This is a genomic window from Ruegeria sp. TASC047 (assembly GCF_059612445.1).
Map to the genome: position 1 here is coordinate 210,470 of NZ_JBXWQP010000040.1, position 17,740 is coordinate 228,209.

The window sequence follows — 17,740 nt, forward strand, 5'->3', positions numbered from 1 at the left end:
ACCATGTGCCAGTGGCACCAAGATCACCGGCACTTCAATGTCAGGTTCGAGCCCAAAGCAGGACCCAAATTACAATGTAACCTAGGCCTTGTAGACTTGCCGCCCGTCCATCCACGTCTCGGCCACTTTGATGTCTTTAAGGCTGTCCGGGTCGACAGCGCGAGGGTCATTGTCGAGGATCACCAAGTCGGCGAATTTGCCCGGCTCCAAACTGCCGATCTCATGGTCGGAGAACAATTGCCACGCAGCCTCGGATGTGACCGCCCGGATGGCCGATTCAACTGAGATGCGTTCCTGAGGGGCCAGAACATAATCTGGCTCCTTCCATGTTTTCCGAGTGACCGCCATCTCGATCATGTGCAGCGGCACAGGGTCCGTCACCATGAAGTCCGAATGCAAGGAAAAGCCAACACCAGCGTCCTCGGCACTCTTGCATCGGTCGAGCAATTGCGCCTTTTCCTCACCAAAGACCTTATCGCGCATTGCAACACCCCAGTAGTGCACGTGCCCGATCAGAAAGCTGGCCGAAACCCCAAGGTCTTTCATACGCGCAATCTGTTCATCGTGCAGGATCGAGCAATGCTCGATCCGCGCCCGAACCCGTGACATGTCGACACCCGCGTCGCGGACGGCCTCACAGGCGTCGAGCACGTTGTCGATTGCAGCATCGCCGTTGCCATGAATCGCGAGCTGCCAGCCCTTGGTCGCTCTGTCCACGGCAAGGTCGATCAGGTCTTCACGGGCAGTGTAAGCCAGTCCACGACTGTTGGAATTCAGGTAGGGCTCTCGCTGAAGCCCAGTATATCCTTGGTTCGAGCCGTCAGCCACCAGCTTGTAGCCCGCAACGCGCGCGATGGCGTTTCCGGTGCCGGAGACCACACCAGCTGCGTCCCACGCCTCTACGCCGATGGTATAGAACGGATAAGCCCGGATGCGCGCCGGAAGCCGCCCAGAGGCGGCGGCGCCAAGGAGCACCTGCGTATCCACAGGCGACTGCGAAAGGCCACCCAGACTCAATTCACTGACTGTTGTGAGACCATGTTGGCTCCACTTTGACAGCAGGCCGACGACAGCGTCTACCGGGTCCGTCGTGGCAAGCGCCGGGTACGCACTGAGGACTTGTAGAAAGGATACGTTGTTTTTCATGACGCCGGTCAGTTTGCCGTTGGCATCGCGGACGAACTCGGCACCCGGCGGGTTATCAACGTCTGCAGGTACTCCAGCAACTTCGAAGGCTGTCGAGTTTGCATACGCGAGGTGCCCGGAGGCATTGAAGACGAAGATCGGATGATCCGTCGAGATCGGGTCGAGGTCGGCGAAGGTCAGTTCATCCAGACCTTCCTGCACCGCGGGATCGAAATTCCGAAAGACGAGCCATTCCCCGGCGGGCGTTTCGGCGACCCGCTGGCCAATATGGTCCAGAACCTCAGCCACCGTGGCGAACCGCGCCATCCCGACATATTCCATCACGGCGTCAACGACGGACCCGGCAATCACATGGGTGTGCGGATCGACAAAACCGGGCAATACGGTCTTGCCGGCCAGATCGACGACAAGCGCATCTGCACCGGCGACGGCCCGGACTTCGCCATCGGTTCCGACAGACAGAATACGGTTGCCGCGGATGGCGATCGCTTCGGCCTCGGAGAAGTTATCGTCCACGGTCAGGATAGTGCCTCCAGTGAAGACGATCGTCGTGTTGGATTGTGCTTGAACCTGTGCGGGCACAATCGCCGCGAGGCCTGCCGCTGCCGTACCGCCTTTCAAGAAGTCGCGCCGCCCGAGGCTGCCCAGATCAAAGCCCCAATTGCAGGACCAGCCGTCGCCCGATGCTGCCTTCTCCCTGAGGTCGCCGACAGCAACATTCGAGCGAAACAGCTTTCCGAAATCCGCGCTACAACAAGCGCATCCATAAACATGTTTGGTCATTTGGATCGGCTCTCAGTAACTTCTCAATTTGACGTGGCGCCTAGAAACCGCAGCAGGGTGGTCGCCGCAGTTTGGCAGACGATTGGCGACGAGTTAACGCTATAATCATTTGGAAAGTCAAAGGCAGCTTCGTCCGCAAAGTTGACGCTCCGAACTAAAACACCCTCGCAGCATTCAGCGAGGGTGTTTTCTTTGTAAGAGCTCGTTACGTCTTGCGTCGGTCTTGACTATGCAACGCTTCCGGCAAGAGGCGTGGCGAAACGCCTGCGCCCTTTTCACGTTCTATAGACATGATTTAGGTTCTGGTGTTCGCAATTACCGCCGCCGGTCGCGGCGCGAGCTCATGGGTTGGAAGGCCACGCCCACATGCGCCTCGCAATAGGGTTTGCCAGCCTCAACCGGCAGGCCGCAGAACCAGAAATCCTCGGTCGCGGGGTCGCCCACGGGCCACTTGCAGGTCTTCTCGGTCAGTTCCATCAGCGTCAGCTTCTTGGCTTTCTTCTCGATCTCGTTGACCTTGGCCAGCGCCTCGGGGCTGATCTCGTTGGCCGAGGGCTGTGGCGGCAGCGGCTGACCGGCGGGGATGATCTGGCGGCGGGCCGGAACGGCGGGTTTCGCCTCGGCAGCAGCAGCCGGGCGCGCCGGTTCTGTCTTTGGCATGGGTCTGGGCTTGGCTTCGGCCTTGGGCGCGGGCGCCGGTTTCTCTTTCGGTTCGGACTTGGCCGGGGCTGCGCCTGCTGTCCGGTTGGACAGGCCCAGGCGGTGGACCTTGCCAATCACCGCGTTACGGGTCACGCCGCCCAGTTCCTTGGCGATCTGGCTGGCCGACTGGCCTTCGCCCCACATCTTCTTCAGCAGTTCTACGCGCTCGTCTGTCCAGGACATCGTCAGCCTTTCAAAAGCGGAAAGCGGCCCCGGATTCGGGCCGCCTTGGGAATTCGTCTCAGCCCCCTATTCTAAACACTGCAGCCCGAGTTACAAGCTGTCTTCGAATCAGGTTGAGGGCAAAGCATGCAGAATCCCGCAGAACAGACCGCACGCAGCTTTGGGGCGGTCAACTGGATGGGGCTTTACACGCTGGCGCAGCGCGAAACCCGGCGCTTTCTTTCGGTCTGGACTCAGACCGTTCTGGCGCCTCTGGTCACGGCTGGCCTGTTCCTGCTGATCTTCACCATCGCCATCGGGCCCAGCCGCCCTGACGTCATGGGCGTGCCGTTTGTGGTCTTTCTGGCACCGGGAATCCTGATGATGACGGTGATCCAGAACGCCTTTGCCAATACCTCTTCTTCGATGGTGATTGCCAAGGTGCAGGGCAATATCGTCGACACGCTGATGCCGCCGCTGTCCCCGCTCGAGATCCTGCTGGGGTATCTCGCCGGTGGCATCGCCCGTGGCCTGATGATCGCGCTGGTGATATCGGTTGCGTTGCTGGTTTTGCTGTCCATCGCGCCCCAGCACCCGTTGATTGCACTGATCTTTGTTGTTCTGGGGGGCGCCTTCATGGGCGCGCTGGGCCTGTTTGCCGGGATCTTTGCAAACAAGTTCGATCAGATGGCCGCGATCACCAACTTCATCGTCACACCTCTGGCTTTCCTGTCGGGCACCTTCTACTCGGTCGAGGCGCTGCCTCCTGTCCTGAACCGTCTGACCCATCTGAACCCGGTCTTCTACCTGATCGATGGGCTGCGTTACGGCATGATCGGTGTGTCCGACAGCTCACCGTGGTTGGGCATGGCAGTTTGTGGTTTTGCCACGCTGGCCATCGGGCTGATCACCTGGCAGATGCTGCGCACCGGTTATCGGCTTAAGGCTTAACCGGTCTCTGCCAGCGTACCGGGCGGCAGGGCAGGCTTGGGTTCACCCAACCGCGGATGCAAGCGGGCCGAGACAGCCCATGCCCCGAACAAGGCAATCCCGCCTGCCGCAAACACACCGGCCACCGGTGCCGCCAGCAGGACCAGAGCTGCAACACCGGGCGTCAGAATGCCCGAGACATCGCGGTAACTGGAATAAATCGCCGACATCTCGGTTCGCTCAGACGGTTTAACGGCCATGAGGAAGGGCAATCCGGCGCAGATATCCAGAACGATCAGCCAGACAGACCCCAGAACCAGTGCAGCGACCGAGGCGACCGGCCATCCCGCCACCAGACCGGCTGCGAAAAAGCAGCCTCCCGCGGCTGCAAACCCGATGCGAACAGCCGACCTGAGCGACCGCGTCTGGACCCAGCGCAGGATCAACGGGGCGGCCAGCAGCATGGCGTTAGTGCATGACAGAAGGATGCCGCCCAGTTGTTCTCCCAGCCCGTTTTGGATGGCGAAAATGGGCATGTAGACCACATATATCCACCACCCGCAGGACCGGATCATTGCAAACAGATATCCGGCAACCAGTCGGGGTTGTACAAAGAACCGGGGAAGAAAGGCCAACGGGTTGTTGGCCGGACCACGAGCCTTGGTGATCAGCTTGCCATTGCCCAGACGCATGCGCCAGAACTGCGCCAGCATGACCAGCGCCGCTCCGGCACTGATGACAAACGGGGCAGGGCGCCAAAGCTCCATCAGCAGAACACCGGCCATTGGGCCGCCCGTCCATCCCAAAGCGCTGTAGAACATGCGGCTGGTCTCGCACCGGCCAAGTTCGATCTTGCTGATGTAATCCAGCACATAGGTGTTGAAGCAGATGAAAGTGACAACCGCGGCCATGGTATTCAGGGCCAATGCGCCGACCACGGCCTCGGGGCTGCCCACGATCGCCAGCGATGCACCGCAGATGAACATGACGCAACCGGTGGAATAGGCCCATCTGCGCGGTACAAAACGGATCAGGAGCGGCACCATCAACCCGACCAGCAGGGACAGGATGCCAATCAGGAAATACAGGAATGACACGGACGAGGCATCGCCCAGCGCCCGGTACATCGCCAGCGGAAAGACCGAAATCAGAATACCGCGCACCACGGCTTCGATTCCGGCCAGAATCCCGAAATCGCGCACCGATGGGGCAGGCGCGTGGCGTACCCATTCAGGTATTCGGCGTTCATGCATAACAAACTCGCAAATCAACTCAGCCCAGAATGCGCCGGCCGAGCTGCCGTTCATGGGGATTTGCGACACAAAGGTCGCCCCTGAACCGCAGGGGCGGTTTTTTCTGTCAGGTCCGGCGGTTTACGGCCTCGCGCCAGACCAGGATCAGCCCTCCGGTCAGAATCGTGATCGCACCAATCAGGCTGATCCGGTCAGGGATCACATCAAACACCGCAAAATCGTACAGCGCGGCAAAAATCAGTGTGGCATAGCTGATCGGGGCCACGAATGACGCGTCCGCACGTGCCATGCCGTTGATGAAACAAACCTGCGCGCAGGCCATCAGCAGGCCGATCCCCACCAGCGCAACCCATTGCTGTGGCGTAGGCATGTGAAACACAAAGCTGACCGCGACCGTGGCGATCACCAGCCCCATCGTGTTGTTGATCAGCAGAATCTGGATCGGGGCCTCGCGCCCCGACAGTTTCTTGATAAAGATCAGCTCCATCCCGATAAACGCCGCCGCAGCCAGCGCCAGAAGGGCGGCGGGCTGAAAACTTGCAGGTGTCGGGCGCAGCAGGATTACCGCACCCACAAGGGCCACGGCCGCCGCCAGCCAGCGCCACGGGCCGACGCGTTCCCCCAATAGCGGAATGGCCAGGACCATGCCAAAGACCGGGTTCAGAAAGGAGATCGCCGTCGCATCCGCCATCGGAATGAACGCAACGGACGCGAACATCAACGTCACTCCGGCCCAGCCAAAGCTGGTTCGCCCGACATGCAGCCCCCAATGGGGCCGCCCTAGCCGGGGACGAAACACTGCGACTGCCGACAGGATGGCAAGCAGAGCAAACAGAAACCGTCCGTGACTGATCTGCATCGCGTGCAAGGGAGGCCCGAGTGTATCCGTCCCCAAGGCCTTGGCCAACAGCGTCGTCGCCGCGATAAAGGCGGTCGCGACAAAAATCAGCCCTGCGGCCAAAGCAGGATTTTGCGCCTTCGGGGTGAACATGGGCGAAAGCGGTGCGCAAAAACGGGGGCCTTGGCAAGACGCAATTCAGCGCTCAGCGCAAAACCGGAGCGGCCGCCAGCGCCGCCTTGGCTTGTTTGAGGCTGTCCAGAAACCGCTCCGCACGCACAATCCGTGCTTCGACCTCGTCAATCCGGTCCTGCAAAAACGCCTCGCCGTCAAAGCTGTCGGGATCGGCGGCTTCCAACTGCCCCAGCAACATGACCAGTTCTGCAATGCTGATGCCTGCCGCCTGTGCATCGGCAACTTGCTCCAGCGTGATCAGCGCGTCTTCGGGATAGTCGCGGTAGCTGTTGGTGTTGTCCGGACCCGGGCCTGACCGGATCAACCCCTGCCGTTCATAAAACCTCAGCGTGTCGCGGCTCAGCCCGCTGCGCCGCGCAAGTTCCCCGATCCGCATGTTTCAAAACCGTTGACTCAACTCCATGGTTTTGATCCTATGTCAGACAGTCATTCTCTGCAAGGACAAGCATCATGGGTCCCAAATGCCAAAGTTGCGGCATGCCGCTGTCAAAAGATCCTCAGGGCGGCGGGTCCCAAGCTGACGGCGGGCGCAGCACGCGTTACTGCTCGCTGTGTTACGAAAACGGTGCGTTCCGCCACTCCGACGCTTCGCTGGAAGAGTTTCAGTCTCATTGCGTCGATGCCCTCGTCGCAAAAGGCATGCCCCGCATCCTTGCTTGGGCTTTCACCCGCGGTATGGGCAAGCTCGACCGCTGGCGCTCGGCGGGATGATCCGGCGGCAATTTTGACCCTGCGGCAATAATAGGGTTTTCAGGCTGTCTTTTCACGTCTATAGAGCGGCCATGATCAAACGCGCACATATCCAGCTGCTCCGACGCCGACGCCTCTCTGCGTAATCGGCCTGTTTGATCCCATGTGCCTGCCAAATTGGCACAAATCTCACCAAATCTGTTGACGAACCGGGCCTTCGTGTATCACTCACGAGGCTCAAACGACCCGAAAAGGATGATCCCATGATCCCGTCCGTTCTGCCGACCTATAACCGCGCGCCCCTGTCATTTGTAAAGGGCGAAGGCGCCTGGCTGACCGAGGCGGATGGCCGACGTTTTCTGGACCTCGGCGCAGGGATCGCGGTGAACGCGCTGGGCCACGCCCATCCGGCGCTGGTGGCCGCACTGACGGAACAGGCCCATGCGCTGTGGCATGTCTCGAACCTCTACAACATCCCGCAACAGCAGGCACTGGCAGATAAGCTGGTCGAACACACCTTTGCGGATACGGTATTCTTTACGAATTCCGGTACCGAAGCCTGTGAACTGGCCGTGAAAATGGCCCGCAAGTATTTCTATGACAAAGACCAGCCCGAACGGGTTGAGATCATCACCTTCGATGGTTCCTTCCATGGCCGGTCGTCGGCGGGCATCGCAGCGGCCGGCTCCGAGAAGATGACCAAAGGCTTTGGCCCGCTTTTGCCGGGCTTTGTCCACGTCACCTTTGGCGATCTCGACGGTGTCACCGACGCCATCACGGAAAATACCGCAGCCATCCTGATCGAACCGATTCAGGGCGAGGGTGGCATCCGCCCCGTACCCGATGCCGAACTCAAGGCCCTGCGTGCCATTTGCGACGAACACGGTCTGCTGCTGATCCTGGACGAGGTGCAATGCGGCGTCGGTCGGACCGGCAGGCTCTTCGCCCATGAATGGGCCGGGATCACCCCGGATATCATGATGGTCGCCAAAGGCATCGGCGGTGGTTTCCCCCTCGGCGCTGTGCTGGCAACCGAAGATGCGGCGTCCGGTATGACCGCAGGCACGCATGGCTCCACCTATGGCGGCAACCCGCTGGGCTGCGCCGTGGGCTGTGCGGTGATCGATCAGGTCGCCACACCCGCCTTTCTCGAAGGTGTCAACCGCAAGGCTGGCCTGTTGCGCCAGAAACTCGAAGGCCTGGTCGCCGATCACCCCGAGGTCTTCGAAGAGGTGCGCGGATCGGGCCTGATGCTCGGCCTGAAATGCAAGGCGCCAAATATAGATGTGGTCAATGCGGGCTATGACAATCTGGTCATCACCGTCCCCGCCGCCGACAACGTCATCCGCCTGCTGCCCCCCCTGACCCTGACCGAGGATGACATCGCCCAGGCCGTGATCCGCCTCGAAAAGGCCGCCAATCAGATCGAAACCCAGCTCGCAACTGCCTGAGCTTCATCTTTTCCCAAATACTCCGGGGGTGTGGGGGCTGGCCCCCACCGCCCGACCAGCCAAAAGCGAAGCGATATGAACCATTTTCTCGACATCCACAAAACCGATGCCACCGCGCTGCGGTCCATGATCGATCAGGCGGGCGCGATGAAACAGGCGCGTCTGGGCCGTCCCAAGGCCGCCCCTGACGACGAACAGCCGCTGAAAGACCGTATGGTCGCGCTGATCTTCGAAAAGCCCTCGACCCGGACGCGTGTGTCCTTTGACGTGGGAGTGCGCCAGATGGGTGGCCAGACCATGGTGCTGTCGGGCAAGGACATGCAGCTGGGTCACGGCGAAACCATTGCCGATACCGCCCGTGTGCTGTCGCGCTATGTCGACATGATCATGATCCGCACCTTCGATGAAACCATCCTGACCGAGATGGCCGAATATTCCGACGTGCCCGTCATCAACGGCCTGACCGACCGCACCCATCCCTGCCAGATCATGGCCGATGTTTTGACGTTCGAGGAACACCGCGGCCCCATTGCGGGCAAGAAAGTGGTCTGGACCGGCGATGGCAACAATGTCTGCGCCTCCTTCCTGCACGCCGCCGGTCAGTTCGGCTTCGATCTGACCTTCTCCGGCCCGGCCCAGCTTGACCCCGAAGAAGAATTCATGGGGTTTGCCCGCCAGAAGGGGTCCAGAGTCGTCATCGAACGGGACCCGCACAAAGCGGTCGAGGGCGCCGATCTGGTGGTTGCCGACACCTGGGTTTCGATGCATGACAGCCAATCCGCCAAGGAACGCCGCCACAACATGCTGCGCCCCTATCAGGTCAACGCGGAACTCATGTCACATGCCAAACCCGACGCGCTGTTCATGCACTGCCTGCCCGCGCATCGTGAGGAAGAAGCAACCTCCGAGGTCATGGACGGCCCGAACTCGGTCATCTTCGACGAGGCCGAAAACCGCCTGCACGCACAAAAGGCCGTAATGCGCTGGTGTCTGGGCGTTTAGGATCATCATGCAGTTTCGAGAGGGCCATCAGGCTCTCTCATGACCCCCGGAGCATTCAATGCCTCACGTTACCTTGGAATTCTCCAAATCGCTGGACGACACCCATGATTTCCAGCTGATTTGCGAGCGGCTGCATACCGTTCTCGCAAAACATGATGAAATCGACGCCTCAGCGCTCAAGATCCGTGCCACACCGATTGCCTATTCCTACATCGGAACGCAACCGCAGACCTTCGTGCATGCCACGCTGCTGTTGATGCGTGGCCGGGATGAGGCCACGCGGGCCGAGCTTAACGCCATCATTCTGGACGTTCTGGCCCAGACCATGCCCGAGGTCGGCAGCATCACCGTGCAGGATGTCGAGATGACCCGCGCCACCTATGCAAAGCGCCTCTCAGGTTGACGCGGACCCGGTAGCGTGCCTCGGGGGTTTAACGCCGTTGCACCTCCCAAATCCGCAACCTGGCGAGTGTTCCCACGCTCACCAATACCACCAGCGCGCACAGAGCGACCTTGGTCATTGTCTCCATCGTACCTTCGATCAGCAGTGCGTGAATGACGCTACCCAAAATGGTTGCCATGGCCAGTCCTGCATGACCCAAGCGCCAGACTCGAAACCGCAAGTTTAGTCGCTGCCGAAATATCCCCATTGCCGCCGCCGCAAAACCCGCCCACATGGCGATGACCCCCCATGTCGAAAAAGGTGTTGCAGACACGAAAAGCAATGCGTCCACCACATCAGGTGGGCTTGTGATCCACAAGCCGGTCACATGGATCATAATGCTTGCAACAAGGGCCAAGCCACACCGCCTGTGCCAATGGCGGCTGTTGACCGGAGAAAGTCCGAGCAGCCAGCGCCCGGCCAGCAAAGGTTGCAGAAGAAGAAGACACATCCCGATGATGCCTGCAAACCCGGCGACGATATAAATCGGATCTCGCGACGCCAGATAGGGGCTGAAAGCCGCTGCTACGACCGGTACCAGAAGTGCGGCGATCAATGCTGCCCAGATCGCGACGCGCTTTAACACCTGTCAGACAGGTTGCAGCACGAAATGTGCAGCAAGGGTTTTGTCCTTCGCGCTCGACATCACAGGGCGCAGGAACACAGTCTCAAATTCACCGCTGTCATAGGCCAGATGCCCGTGCGGTTGACCAAAAGCAGGCACAATCTGAGGCATTTCCAACCGGAACTCTCCGTTCGCATCGGTTAGTGTCGCCCCATGGCTGCGCTGGTCACGTTCATGCCCTTCGGTCGTGTGGGCCCATATCTGGATGCGCTGGCCGGGCAGGGGGGCCCCGTCGCCCGCACGCCGCACGGTGCCGGTCATCCAGAACCCGCCGCCGCCGATGCGCTCCACGATCGGCGCACCGGGCCTGTAATTGTTCGACCCGCCCCGCATTGACGGTGTCGGCGCAAGACCGGCGGCGTGCGCAGGTGTGATAAAACCGGCCATACCGGCTGCAATTGTACCAATCCCGGTCGCAACAAGCTTGCGGCGGTTGATTTCGAGTCGGGCCATTGCATCCACTCCTGTCGGTTGAATCCCATCTTCGACCGGCTTCCTTGAACCGGCGACACCCGATGTCTAAAGATAGCACGATTGTTCATGATTCCGAGAGTCGCGAAGGAGCGTACCAAATACGCTATTCCACGCCTTTGTGAGTATCTGCAAATCGTTCCAGGGGCTTCACGATCACTGTGCAGAAATGCACTTTTCATGGGACACTTTCCCAATACCTTCAGTATGGGCGAACATGAACCCGTCTCGCAGGACCAAAAAAAGGAGATCAGGATTGAGTTGGAACCCCACCCATGACCCCGAATGCGCCTCCGAAAAAAATGCGCTGGAAACACTCATCATTCCCCGCGCCCGCGATCTGGGCGGGTTCGAGGTGCGCCGCGCGCTGCCCTCGGTCAAACGTCAACTGGTTGGCCCGTTCATCTTCTTTGATCAGGTCGGCCCGGCGGAATTCGTCACCGAAGGCGGCATTGACGTGCGACCGCACCCGCATATCGGTCTGGGAACCGTCACCTATCTTTATCAGGGCGAATTCGAACATCGCGACAGCCTCGGCACCCACCAGATGATTTACCCCGGCGAGGTCAACTGGATGGTTGCAGGCCGTGGCGTGACCCATTCCGAGCGCACCAGCGAAGAAACGCGCGGCAAAGGCCACAAACTGTTCGGCATTCAGACCTGGCTTGCCCTGCCCGAAGCGCAGGAGGATATGGCCCCCGAGTTCGAACACCACAAGCAAGGCGCGCTGCCCCATATCCAAGACAAGGGCGTCAGCGCACGGCTGATCCTCGGCACGGCTTATGGCGAAACCAGCCCCGTGACGATGCTGTCCGAGACCTTCTATCTGGATGTTCAGCTCGCCCCCGGTGCGTCTTTCCCGCTGCCCGACGACCACGAGGACCGCGGTGTCTATGTCACGCAAGGGTCGATTGAGATTGCAGGCGACACGTTCGACGAAGGCCGCATGATGGTGTTCCGCCCCGGTGACAGGCTGTCGGCCCGGGCAGGGGCGCAGGGCGCGCGGCTGATGCTACTGGGCGGCGCCACTCTGAATAACGATCGCTATATCTGGTGGAACTTCGTCTCGTCCTCGAAAGAAAAGATCGAAGCGGCGATTCATGAGTGGAAAAGCGCCGATTGGGTCAATGGCGCATTCCACCTTCCGACAGGGGATGACCGCGAATTTATCGCTATTTCAGAACAGTTTGAGGGTACAAAGCCCCGTCTGGCCCGCCCGCGCACGGCGTCAGGGGCGGGTGGGCTTGTGTAACCGTCCGTTTGCGGTGATCCTTTCTGGTATACCAGAGGGGGTATCATGAAACTTGTCATCGCAGGCGCGGGCAGCATCGGCTGCTACTGCGGCGGTTTACTGGCCCGCTCAGGGCATGCGGTGACCTTGCTGGGTCGTGCCCGTGTACTGGACCCCATCCGCGAACATGGGCTGACGGTCACGGATTACGATGACCTCAATGCCCATGTTGCGGCTGAAGCCCTGACACTCAGCACCGATCCCGCCTGCCTGGATCAGGCTGAACTTGTTATCGTCACCGTCAAATCCGGGGCGACAGCGGATATGGCCGGTCATATCGCGGACGCCGCCTGTCGGGACGCGCCCGTCCTGTCCTGGCAAAACGGGATCGAGAATGCGGCAACCCTGCGCAAGGCGTTGCCCGGTCGGGATGTGCGCGCGGCTATGGTCCCCTTCAACGTGGTCCCGAACGGCCCCGCCACCTATCACCGGGCCACGTCGGGCGAAATTATCATCCAGAACGGCCCCGGTGATCTGGCCAACGCCCTCAGCAGCCCGGACCTGCCCGTTATCGCAACTGACCGGATTGAGGCGGTGCAATGGGGCAAGCTGGTGATCAATTTGAACAATGCGCTGAACGCGCTGTCGGGCCTGCCGCTTGTGGATCAGCTGCTCAGCCGTGACTGGCGCAACCTCATGGCCGACCAGATGGCCGAGGCGCTGTTGGTTCTCAAGGCGGCCGGGCATCCGGTGGCCTCGACAACGCCGCTTCCGACGTGGCTAACGCCGCATATCCTGCGGCTGCCGACACCCTTGTTCAGCCGGATCGCAGCGCGGATGCTCACCATCGATCCCGCCGCCCGGACCTCAATGGCCTATGACCTGATGGCCGAGCGGCAAACGGAAATCGACAGCCTTCAGGGCCATATCATTCGGCTGGGGCATGAAACCGGGGTGCCCACCCCCCTTTGCACGAAAGTGTCAGACCTGATCAAACACGCGCCAGATCATCCGCTGTCCCCGGAACAGATCAGGCTCTGATCGCGGTCGTCAGACGAATCTGGTCAATGTCCAGAAAATCACGGCCGACATGGCGGCTGCGGCAGGCACGGTCACGACCCAAGCCGCAACGATCGTCATGAAATGCGACCGCCGCACCAGCTTGCGCCGCCGGTATTCTTCGGGGGCCAGCTTCTGGGCTGTCGCGTTTCGCCCATTGTTCTGTTTCCGCCTACGATCCGACTGCCACTCACGATAGAACCCGACGCCGAAAATTGCGCCAACGGCGATATGCGTGGAACTGACCGGCAAGCCCAGCCAGCTGGCGACAATGACCGTGATCGCCGCTGACAACGCCACGCAAAACGCCCGCATCGGGTTCAGCTTGGTGATCTGGCTGCCGACCATCCGGATCAGCTTGGGCCCGAACAGGAACAGGCCGAATGATATCCCGAACGCGCCGATGATCATCACCCATAGCGGGATAGAAACCTTTTGGGCGAAATCCCCGAACTCCGCCGCGTGGACAATCGCCGCCAGGGGGCCGACCGCGTTGGCCACGTCATTGGCACCGTGGGCAAAGCTCAGAAACGCGGCCGATATCACCAATGGCAGGCCAAACAGGGTTTTCAGCGACCGGGTCCGGTTCTCCAGTCCCTCGGACTTGCGACGCACCCAGGGAACCGTCAGCGCCCAGACCAGCACACCGCTGCCCAGACCGATCAGCAGCGCCATCTGCAGATCAATCTTCACGATCCGCTTCAGACCCTTGACCGACAGGTAGGTAGCGAACGCTGCCGCCATCACCGCCACAAGGATCGGCACCCAACGCCGCGCGGCGGCGATCTTGTCGTCCTGATACTGGATCTTGGTCTTGATCAGCGCCAGGAATGCCGCCGCAATGACGCCCCCAAGAACCGGAGAGATCACCCAGCTGGCCGCAATCGCGCCCATCGTGCCCCAGCTCACCGCGCTCAGACCGGCAGCGGCAATCCCCGCGCCCATGACTCCGCCCACAACCGAATGCGTTGTCGACACCGGCGCGCCGATCCAGGTCGCCAGATTGACCCACATGGCGGACGAGATCAGCGCCGCCATCATGGCCCAGATGAACACGTTACTGTTCTGCACCGAGGCCGGGTCGATGATCCCCTTCGAGATGGTCGAGACCACATCGCCCCCCGCAAGCAACGCGCCCGCGCTTTCGGCAACGGCGGCAATCACGATGGCACCGCCCATGGTCAGCGCGTTCGCACCCACCGCAGGGCCCATGTTGTTGGCCACGTCATTGGCGCCGATATTGATCGCCATATAGGCCCCGAACGCGGCCGCAGCCACAACGATATAGGTGCCGTCGGCCCGACCGAACAGCACCGCTGCCATCAATCCGGCAAGCACCATGAACGCCAGTGCAATTCCCGGCGCCAGCAGCGGGCGGGCGACATGAAGATTGGCGATTTCTACGCGCGAGATGCGTTGCAGGTCGCTGTCAAGCGACTGCCAGCGCGGTTTTGAATTTGTGTCAGACATGGGCTTGGTCAAAGATTGGCAGATCGCCCGCAGCTAACGGTTTCCCGGTTCAGGGGCAAGCGCGCAGCCATCAAATTGTTGCGAAACGGCTACATCTGTCGCAGCAGCGCCTGCAACTCGGGCTCCTGAACCCGTTTGGCGGCTTCTGCCGGTGAAAACCACTGACGTTTGCGCTTGTCCACTTCGGGAAAATCATCCGCCAGCTCGTGCACGGAAACCCGGTAGACACGGGTCAGGACCGACTGTGCCGACCCGCCCTTGAAGATCTTGTCATAGGTGAATTGGCCGACGGGCTCCTTGTCGACCGCTTCTGCGCGCACGCCAGCCTCTTCCCATGCCTCCAGCAGGGCCGTCTCCAACCCGTCCAGACCATTGACAGGCCAGCCTTTCGGGATGATCCAGCGCCCGGTTTCGCGGCTGGTGATCAGCAGAACCTCGTCCTGATCCTCATGCCTGCGTGTACACAGGGCCGCAAACTGCACCCGCTGGGGGCGCAGAAACAAGGGGCGTCCGACCTCTTCCCAGATATTTCGCAGCCAAGCACTCATAAGATGTTCTTCAAATCCTGTTTCTGTCTTCGAAACCTGTGTGACGTAACAACAATAATGCCAGACTTCAATGAAATGTCCGCTTATTTCTGATTATGACCGGATTTTCGGTCAATTTACTGTGATTTGTGAGATTTCGCGCAACAGCCCCGAATGCCCGAGCCGCTTGCCGGAAGCGACGCAGTAATGGGTCTAATCCCGCCTGCGTTTGGCCCTCAGCGTCGGGTCGGCCTGTGTCGGGTCTTCGGGCCAGGGGTGTTTGGGGTATTGCGCCCGCATATCCTTGCGTACATCCGCATAAGACCCGGCCCAGAACCCCGGCAGATCGCGGGTAATCTGGATCGGGCGCTGCGCCGGGGACAGCAGGGTGATCTTCAGGGGCTGTCCGCCGACCACCGGATGCCGGGTCACGCCGAACAGCTCCTGCAACCGAACCGAGATTTCGGGGACCGCCGCGCCATAGTCGATCGGCACCTTGCGCCCCAGCGGTGTTTCAAACGATCCCGGCGCGCGGCGGTGCAGCTCCTGGGTCTGGGCCCAGTCCAACCGCGCGCGCAAGGCGGGCAGCGGGTCAAACCGTTTCCAGTCCTCTGCGCTTTTGACACCGGACAGCATCGGCAACAGCCAGTCGTCCAGCTCGGCCATAAGACCTTCGACCGAAAAGTCGGGCAGGTCCACCCCGTCGGCACGCACCAGTTCTACCCGCGCGGCCAGCCGTGCGGCGGCCCCGTCCAGCCGCAACCCCAGATCGCGCACCCCGTCCAGCATCGCGCGCGCCAAGGCGTCGTCCGGGACATCCTTCCAGATGCGGTCGTCCAGTGTGATCGCCCCGAACCGCTCCTGCTGCCGGGACACGACCCGCCGTTCGCGTTTCGACCAGGCGCAAACCTCGACCCAATCGATCTGATCGGCGAACAGTTCGCGGATCTCGCGTTCCGAAATCTGGGTGGCCATCCGCACCTTTGCCTCGCGCGGGTTGCCATCGGTGTCAGTGACAACCAGAAAAGGCGCGGCGGCCAGCGAATCGCCGCTGTCCAGCACGACACCCTTGCCCCCCGACAGCACATAACGCGGCGCATCGCCCTTGCGTCGCTGTCCGATACGGTCGGGATAGGCGAGGGCGGCCATGGCGGCCGGGCTCAGATCATCCGTCTTGCTTCCGGCCTGTTTCGTCAACCGCTTGGCCTCGGCGTTGATCCGATCCACGGCCCCCAAGTTCACCTGCCAGACCCGGTTGCGCTGAAAGGTGCGCACATCCCGCAGTGCCTCTTGCCGCAAGGCGATATCCACCGGCGCGCCGCGCAGGGGGTCGCGCTCGGCCATCAAGGCGGCCAAAGGCGCGGCACTCGGTCCGGCCCGCACCAGCATATGCCCCAGCCGGGGATGCAACGGCAGCGCCGCCAGCGCCCGCCCGTGTTCGGTGATCCGCCCCTTGCTGTCCAGCGCGCCCAGCATCGCCAGAAGCGCGCGCGCCTCGACCATCGCGCCTTCGGGTGGCGGGGTCAGAAAGGCCAGATCGGCGGCATCCGCGCCCCACAGCGCCAGCTCCAGCGCCAGCCCGGTCAAATCGGCGGCTTCGATCTCGGCAGGCGGGTACGCGGCCAGCGCGCCATCCTCCCCCTTTGACCACAGCCGGTAACACAGCCCCTCGGCCACACGGCCCGCACGACCTGCGCGTTGCGTGGCCTCGGCCCGTGTTACCCGCTCGGTCACCAGCCGGGACATGCCCGAGCCCGGATCGAACCGCGCCCGCCGTGCTTGCCCCATATCCACCACCACCCGGATATCGGGGATCGTCAGCGAGGTTTCGGCAATCGACGTCGCCAGCACCACCTTGCGCCCGGTCTCAACCGGGGCAATCGCCGCGCGCTGGGCCGCAAAGGGCATGGCCCCAAACAGCGGGCGCACCGTGCAACTGGCGGGCAGGCGTCCGGTCAAGGCTGCCTCAGCCCGCCGGATTTCACCCTCACCGGGCAGAAACACCAAGATCCCGCCACCGGTGGAGCGGGTCTCGCGCTCGGCCTCAACGACCAGATCGACCAATGCATCCAGCCGCCGCGCCTGTGGCCCCAACGGCCGATCCAGCCAGCGCATCTCGACGGGATAACTCCGCCCTTCCGACGTAACCAGCGGCGCAGCCATCAGGCGCCCCACCGGGTCTGCGTCCAGCGTGGCCGACATGGCCAGCAGAATCAGATCGTCCCGCAACGCGCCCGTGACCTCAAGGCACAGCGCCAACCCCAGATCCGCGTTGAGTGAGCGTTCGTGGAATTCATCAAAGATCACCGCGCCGATGCCCGGCAGGTCAGGGTCCGATTGCAGCATCCGGGTCAGAATGCCCTCGGTCACCACCTCGATCCTTGTGTCTTTTGACACTTTCGCGTCGCCCCGCACGCGATAGCCAACACTCTGGCCTGCGCGCTCTCCCAGTGTCTCTGCCATCCGCTCTGCCGCGGCCCGTGCAGCCAGTCGCCGGGGCTCCAGCATCACGATCCTGCCGCGGCACAGACCCGCCTCCAGCATCGCCAGCGGAACCCGCGTGGTCTTGCCCGCACCGGGCGGTGCTTGCAGCACGGCCCGCCCCTGCGCGCGCAGGGTGTCCAGCAGGCCGGGTATGGCATCGTCTATGGGCAGGCGTAGGGTCATCCGGCCCTTATCCGCGATCCCGCAGGTGGCGTCCAGTTTCCGCGCTCACATCAGCAAATCGCCCCGCACGAAATGACACAGGCTGCGCGATCTTCG

At 61.6% G+C, this 17,740-nt stretch carries 17 protein-coding genes; 7 read left to right on the forward strand and 10 right to left on the reverse strand.

The features are described 5' to 3' along the window. Positions 1-81 precede the first annotated feature (81 nt). Positions 82-1,929 (reverse strand): amidohydrolase, encoded by a 1,848-nt coding sequence (locus tag AC2FLO_RS16325; RefSeq protein ID WP_496753015.1) that lies wholly within the window; start codon positions 1,927-1,929, stop codon positions 82-84. 315 nt (positions 1,930-2,244) lie between these two features. Further along, the gene (locus tag AC2FLO_RS16330; protein ID WP_267363457.1) at positions 2,245-2,814 is read right to left on the reverse strand and encodes a GcrA family cell cycle regulator; all 570 of its coding nucleotides are present in this window, start codon (positions 2,812-2,814) and stop codon (positions 2,245-2,247) included. 126 nt (positions 2,815-2,940) lie between these two features. On the opposite strand from AC2FLO_RS16330, the gene AC2FLO_RS16335 reads away from it, so the two are divergent. Next, the gene (locus AC2FLO_RS16335; protein ID WP_496753014.1) at positions 2,941-3,744 is read left to right on the forward strand and encodes an ABC transporter permease; all 804 of its coding nucleotides are present in this window, start codon (positions 2,941-2,943) and stop codon (positions 3,742-3,744) included. On the opposite strand, the gene AC2FLO_RS16340 is transcribed toward AC2FLO_RS16335, so the two are convergent. The 3 genes from AC2FLO_RS16340 to AC2FLO_RS16350 form a co-directional block, all read right to left on the reverse strand. Continuing rightward, on the reverse strand, positions 3,741-4,976 hold the full coding sequence (locus AC2FLO_RS16340) for an MFS transporter (RefSeq protein ID WP_496753136.1): 1,236 nt from the start codon (positions 4,974-4,976) through the stop codon (positions 3,741-3,743). The genes AC2FLO_RS16335 and AC2FLO_RS16340 overlap by 4 nt on opposite strands. A 106-nt stretch (positions 4,977-5,082) precedes the next feature. Then, positions 5,083-5,967: a DMT family transporter gene (locus tag AC2FLO_RS16345; protein ID WP_496753013.1), complete on the reverse strand. Its 885-nt coding sequence runs from the start codon at positions 5,965-5,967 to the stop codon at positions 5,083-5,085. A gap of 52 nt (positions 5,968-6,019) precedes the next feature. Further along, on the reverse strand, positions 6,020-6,385 hold the full coding sequence (locus AC2FLO_RS16350) for a MerR family transcriptional regulator (RefSeq protein WP_480586237.1): 366 nt from the start codon (positions 6,383-6,385) through the stop codon (positions 6,020-6,022). 74 nt (positions 6,386-6,459) lie between these two features. Between AC2FLO_RS16350 and AC2FLO_RS16355 the strand changes: the two genes are divergently transcribed. From AC2FLO_RS16355 to AC2FLO_RS16370, 4 genes are all read left to right on the forward strand, one after another. Next, positions 6,460-6,720 (forward strand): zinc ribbon domain-containing protein, encoded by a 261-nt coding sequence (locus AC2FLO_RS16355; RefSeq protein ID WP_496753012.1) that lies wholly within the window; start codon positions 6,460-6,462, stop codon positions 6,718-6,720. Between the two features lie 242 nt (positions 6,721-6,962). Beyond that, positions 6,963-8,150 carry an aspartate aminotransferase family protein gene (locus tag AC2FLO_RS16360; protein WP_496753011.1) on the forward strand — a complete coding sequence of 396 codons (1,188 nt, stop codon included), beginning with the start codon at positions 6,963-6,965 and terminating at the stop codon, positions 8,148-8,150. A 75-nt stretch (positions 8,151-8,225) separates the two neighbouring features. Continuing rightward, positions 8,226-9,152 (forward strand): ornithine carbamoyltransferase, encoded by a 927-nt coding sequence (gene argF / locus AC2FLO_RS16365; RefSeq protein ID WP_480473650.1) that lies wholly within the window; start codon positions 8,226-8,228, stop codon positions 9,150-9,152. A 58-nt stretch (positions 9,153-9,210) separates the two neighbouring features. Then, on the forward strand, positions 9,211-9,555 hold the full coding sequence (locus AC2FLO_RS16370; protein WP_496753010.1) for a 5-carboxymethyl-2-hydroxymuconate Delta-isomerase: 345 nt from the start codon (positions 9,211-9,213) through the stop codon (positions 9,553-9,555). A gap of 28 nt (positions 9,556-9,583) precedes the next feature. Here AC2FLO_RS16370 and AC2FLO_RS16375 read toward each other — a convergent pair whose 3' ends face one another. Then, complete coding sequence (locus AC2FLO_RS16375) at positions 9,584-10,180, reverse strand: ferric reductase-like transmembrane domain-containing protein (protein WP_496753009.1); 597 nt, start codon at positions 10,178-10,180, stop codon at positions 9,584-9,586. Between the two features lie 3 nt (positions 10,181-10,183). After that, positions 10,184-10,672: a peptidase associated/transthyretin-like domain-containing protein gene (locus AC2FLO_RS16380; protein ID WP_480586252.1), complete on the reverse strand. Its 489-nt coding sequence runs from the start codon at positions 10,670-10,672 to the stop codon at positions 10,184-10,186. A 274-nt stretch (positions 10,673-10,946) separates the two neighbouring features. On the opposite strand from AC2FLO_RS16380, the gene AC2FLO_RS16385 reads away from it, so the two are divergent. Together AC2FLO_RS16385 and AC2FLO_RS16390 are read left to right on the forward strand one after the other, a co-directional pair. After that, complete coding sequence (locus tag AC2FLO_RS16385; protein WP_496753008.1) at positions 10,947-11,942, forward strand: pirin family protein; 996 nt, start codon at positions 10,947-10,949, stop codon at positions 11,940-11,942. 45 nt (positions 11,943-11,987) lie between these two features. Further along, positions 11,988-12,962, forward strand: a complete 975-nt coding sequence (locus AC2FLO_RS16390) for a 2-dehydropantoate 2-reductase (RefSeq protein WP_496753007.1) — start codon at positions 11,988-11,990, stop codon at positions 12,960-12,962. Positions 12,963-12,971: 9 nt separating this feature from the next. Here the strand turns inward: AC2FLO_RS16390 and AC2FLO_RS16395 are convergent, their stop codons facing one another. From AC2FLO_RS16395 to hrpB, 3 genes are all read right to left on the reverse strand, one after another. Further along, positions 12,972-14,450, reverse strand: coding sequence for an inorganic phosphate transporter (locus AC2FLO_RS16395; RefSeq protein ID WP_496753006.1), 1,479 nt, complete (start codon positions 14,448-14,450; stop codon positions 12,972-12,974). Between the two features lie 89 nt (positions 14,451-14,539). Then, positions 14,540-14,998 carry an NUDIX hydrolase gene (locus tag AC2FLO_RS16400; RefSeq protein ID WP_480488431.1) on the reverse strand — a complete coding sequence of 153 codons (459 nt, stop codon included), beginning with the start codon at positions 14,996-14,998 and terminating at the stop codon, positions 14,540-14,542. 192 nt (positions 14,999-15,190) lie between these two features. Beyond that, positions 15,191-17,644: an ATP-dependent helicase HrpB gene (gene hrpB, locus AC2FLO_RS16405; RefSeq protein WP_496753005.1), complete on the reverse strand. Its 2,454-nt coding sequence runs from the start codon at positions 17,642-17,644 to the stop codon at positions 15,191-15,193. Between the last annotated feature and the right edge of the window lie 96 nt (positions 17,645-17,740).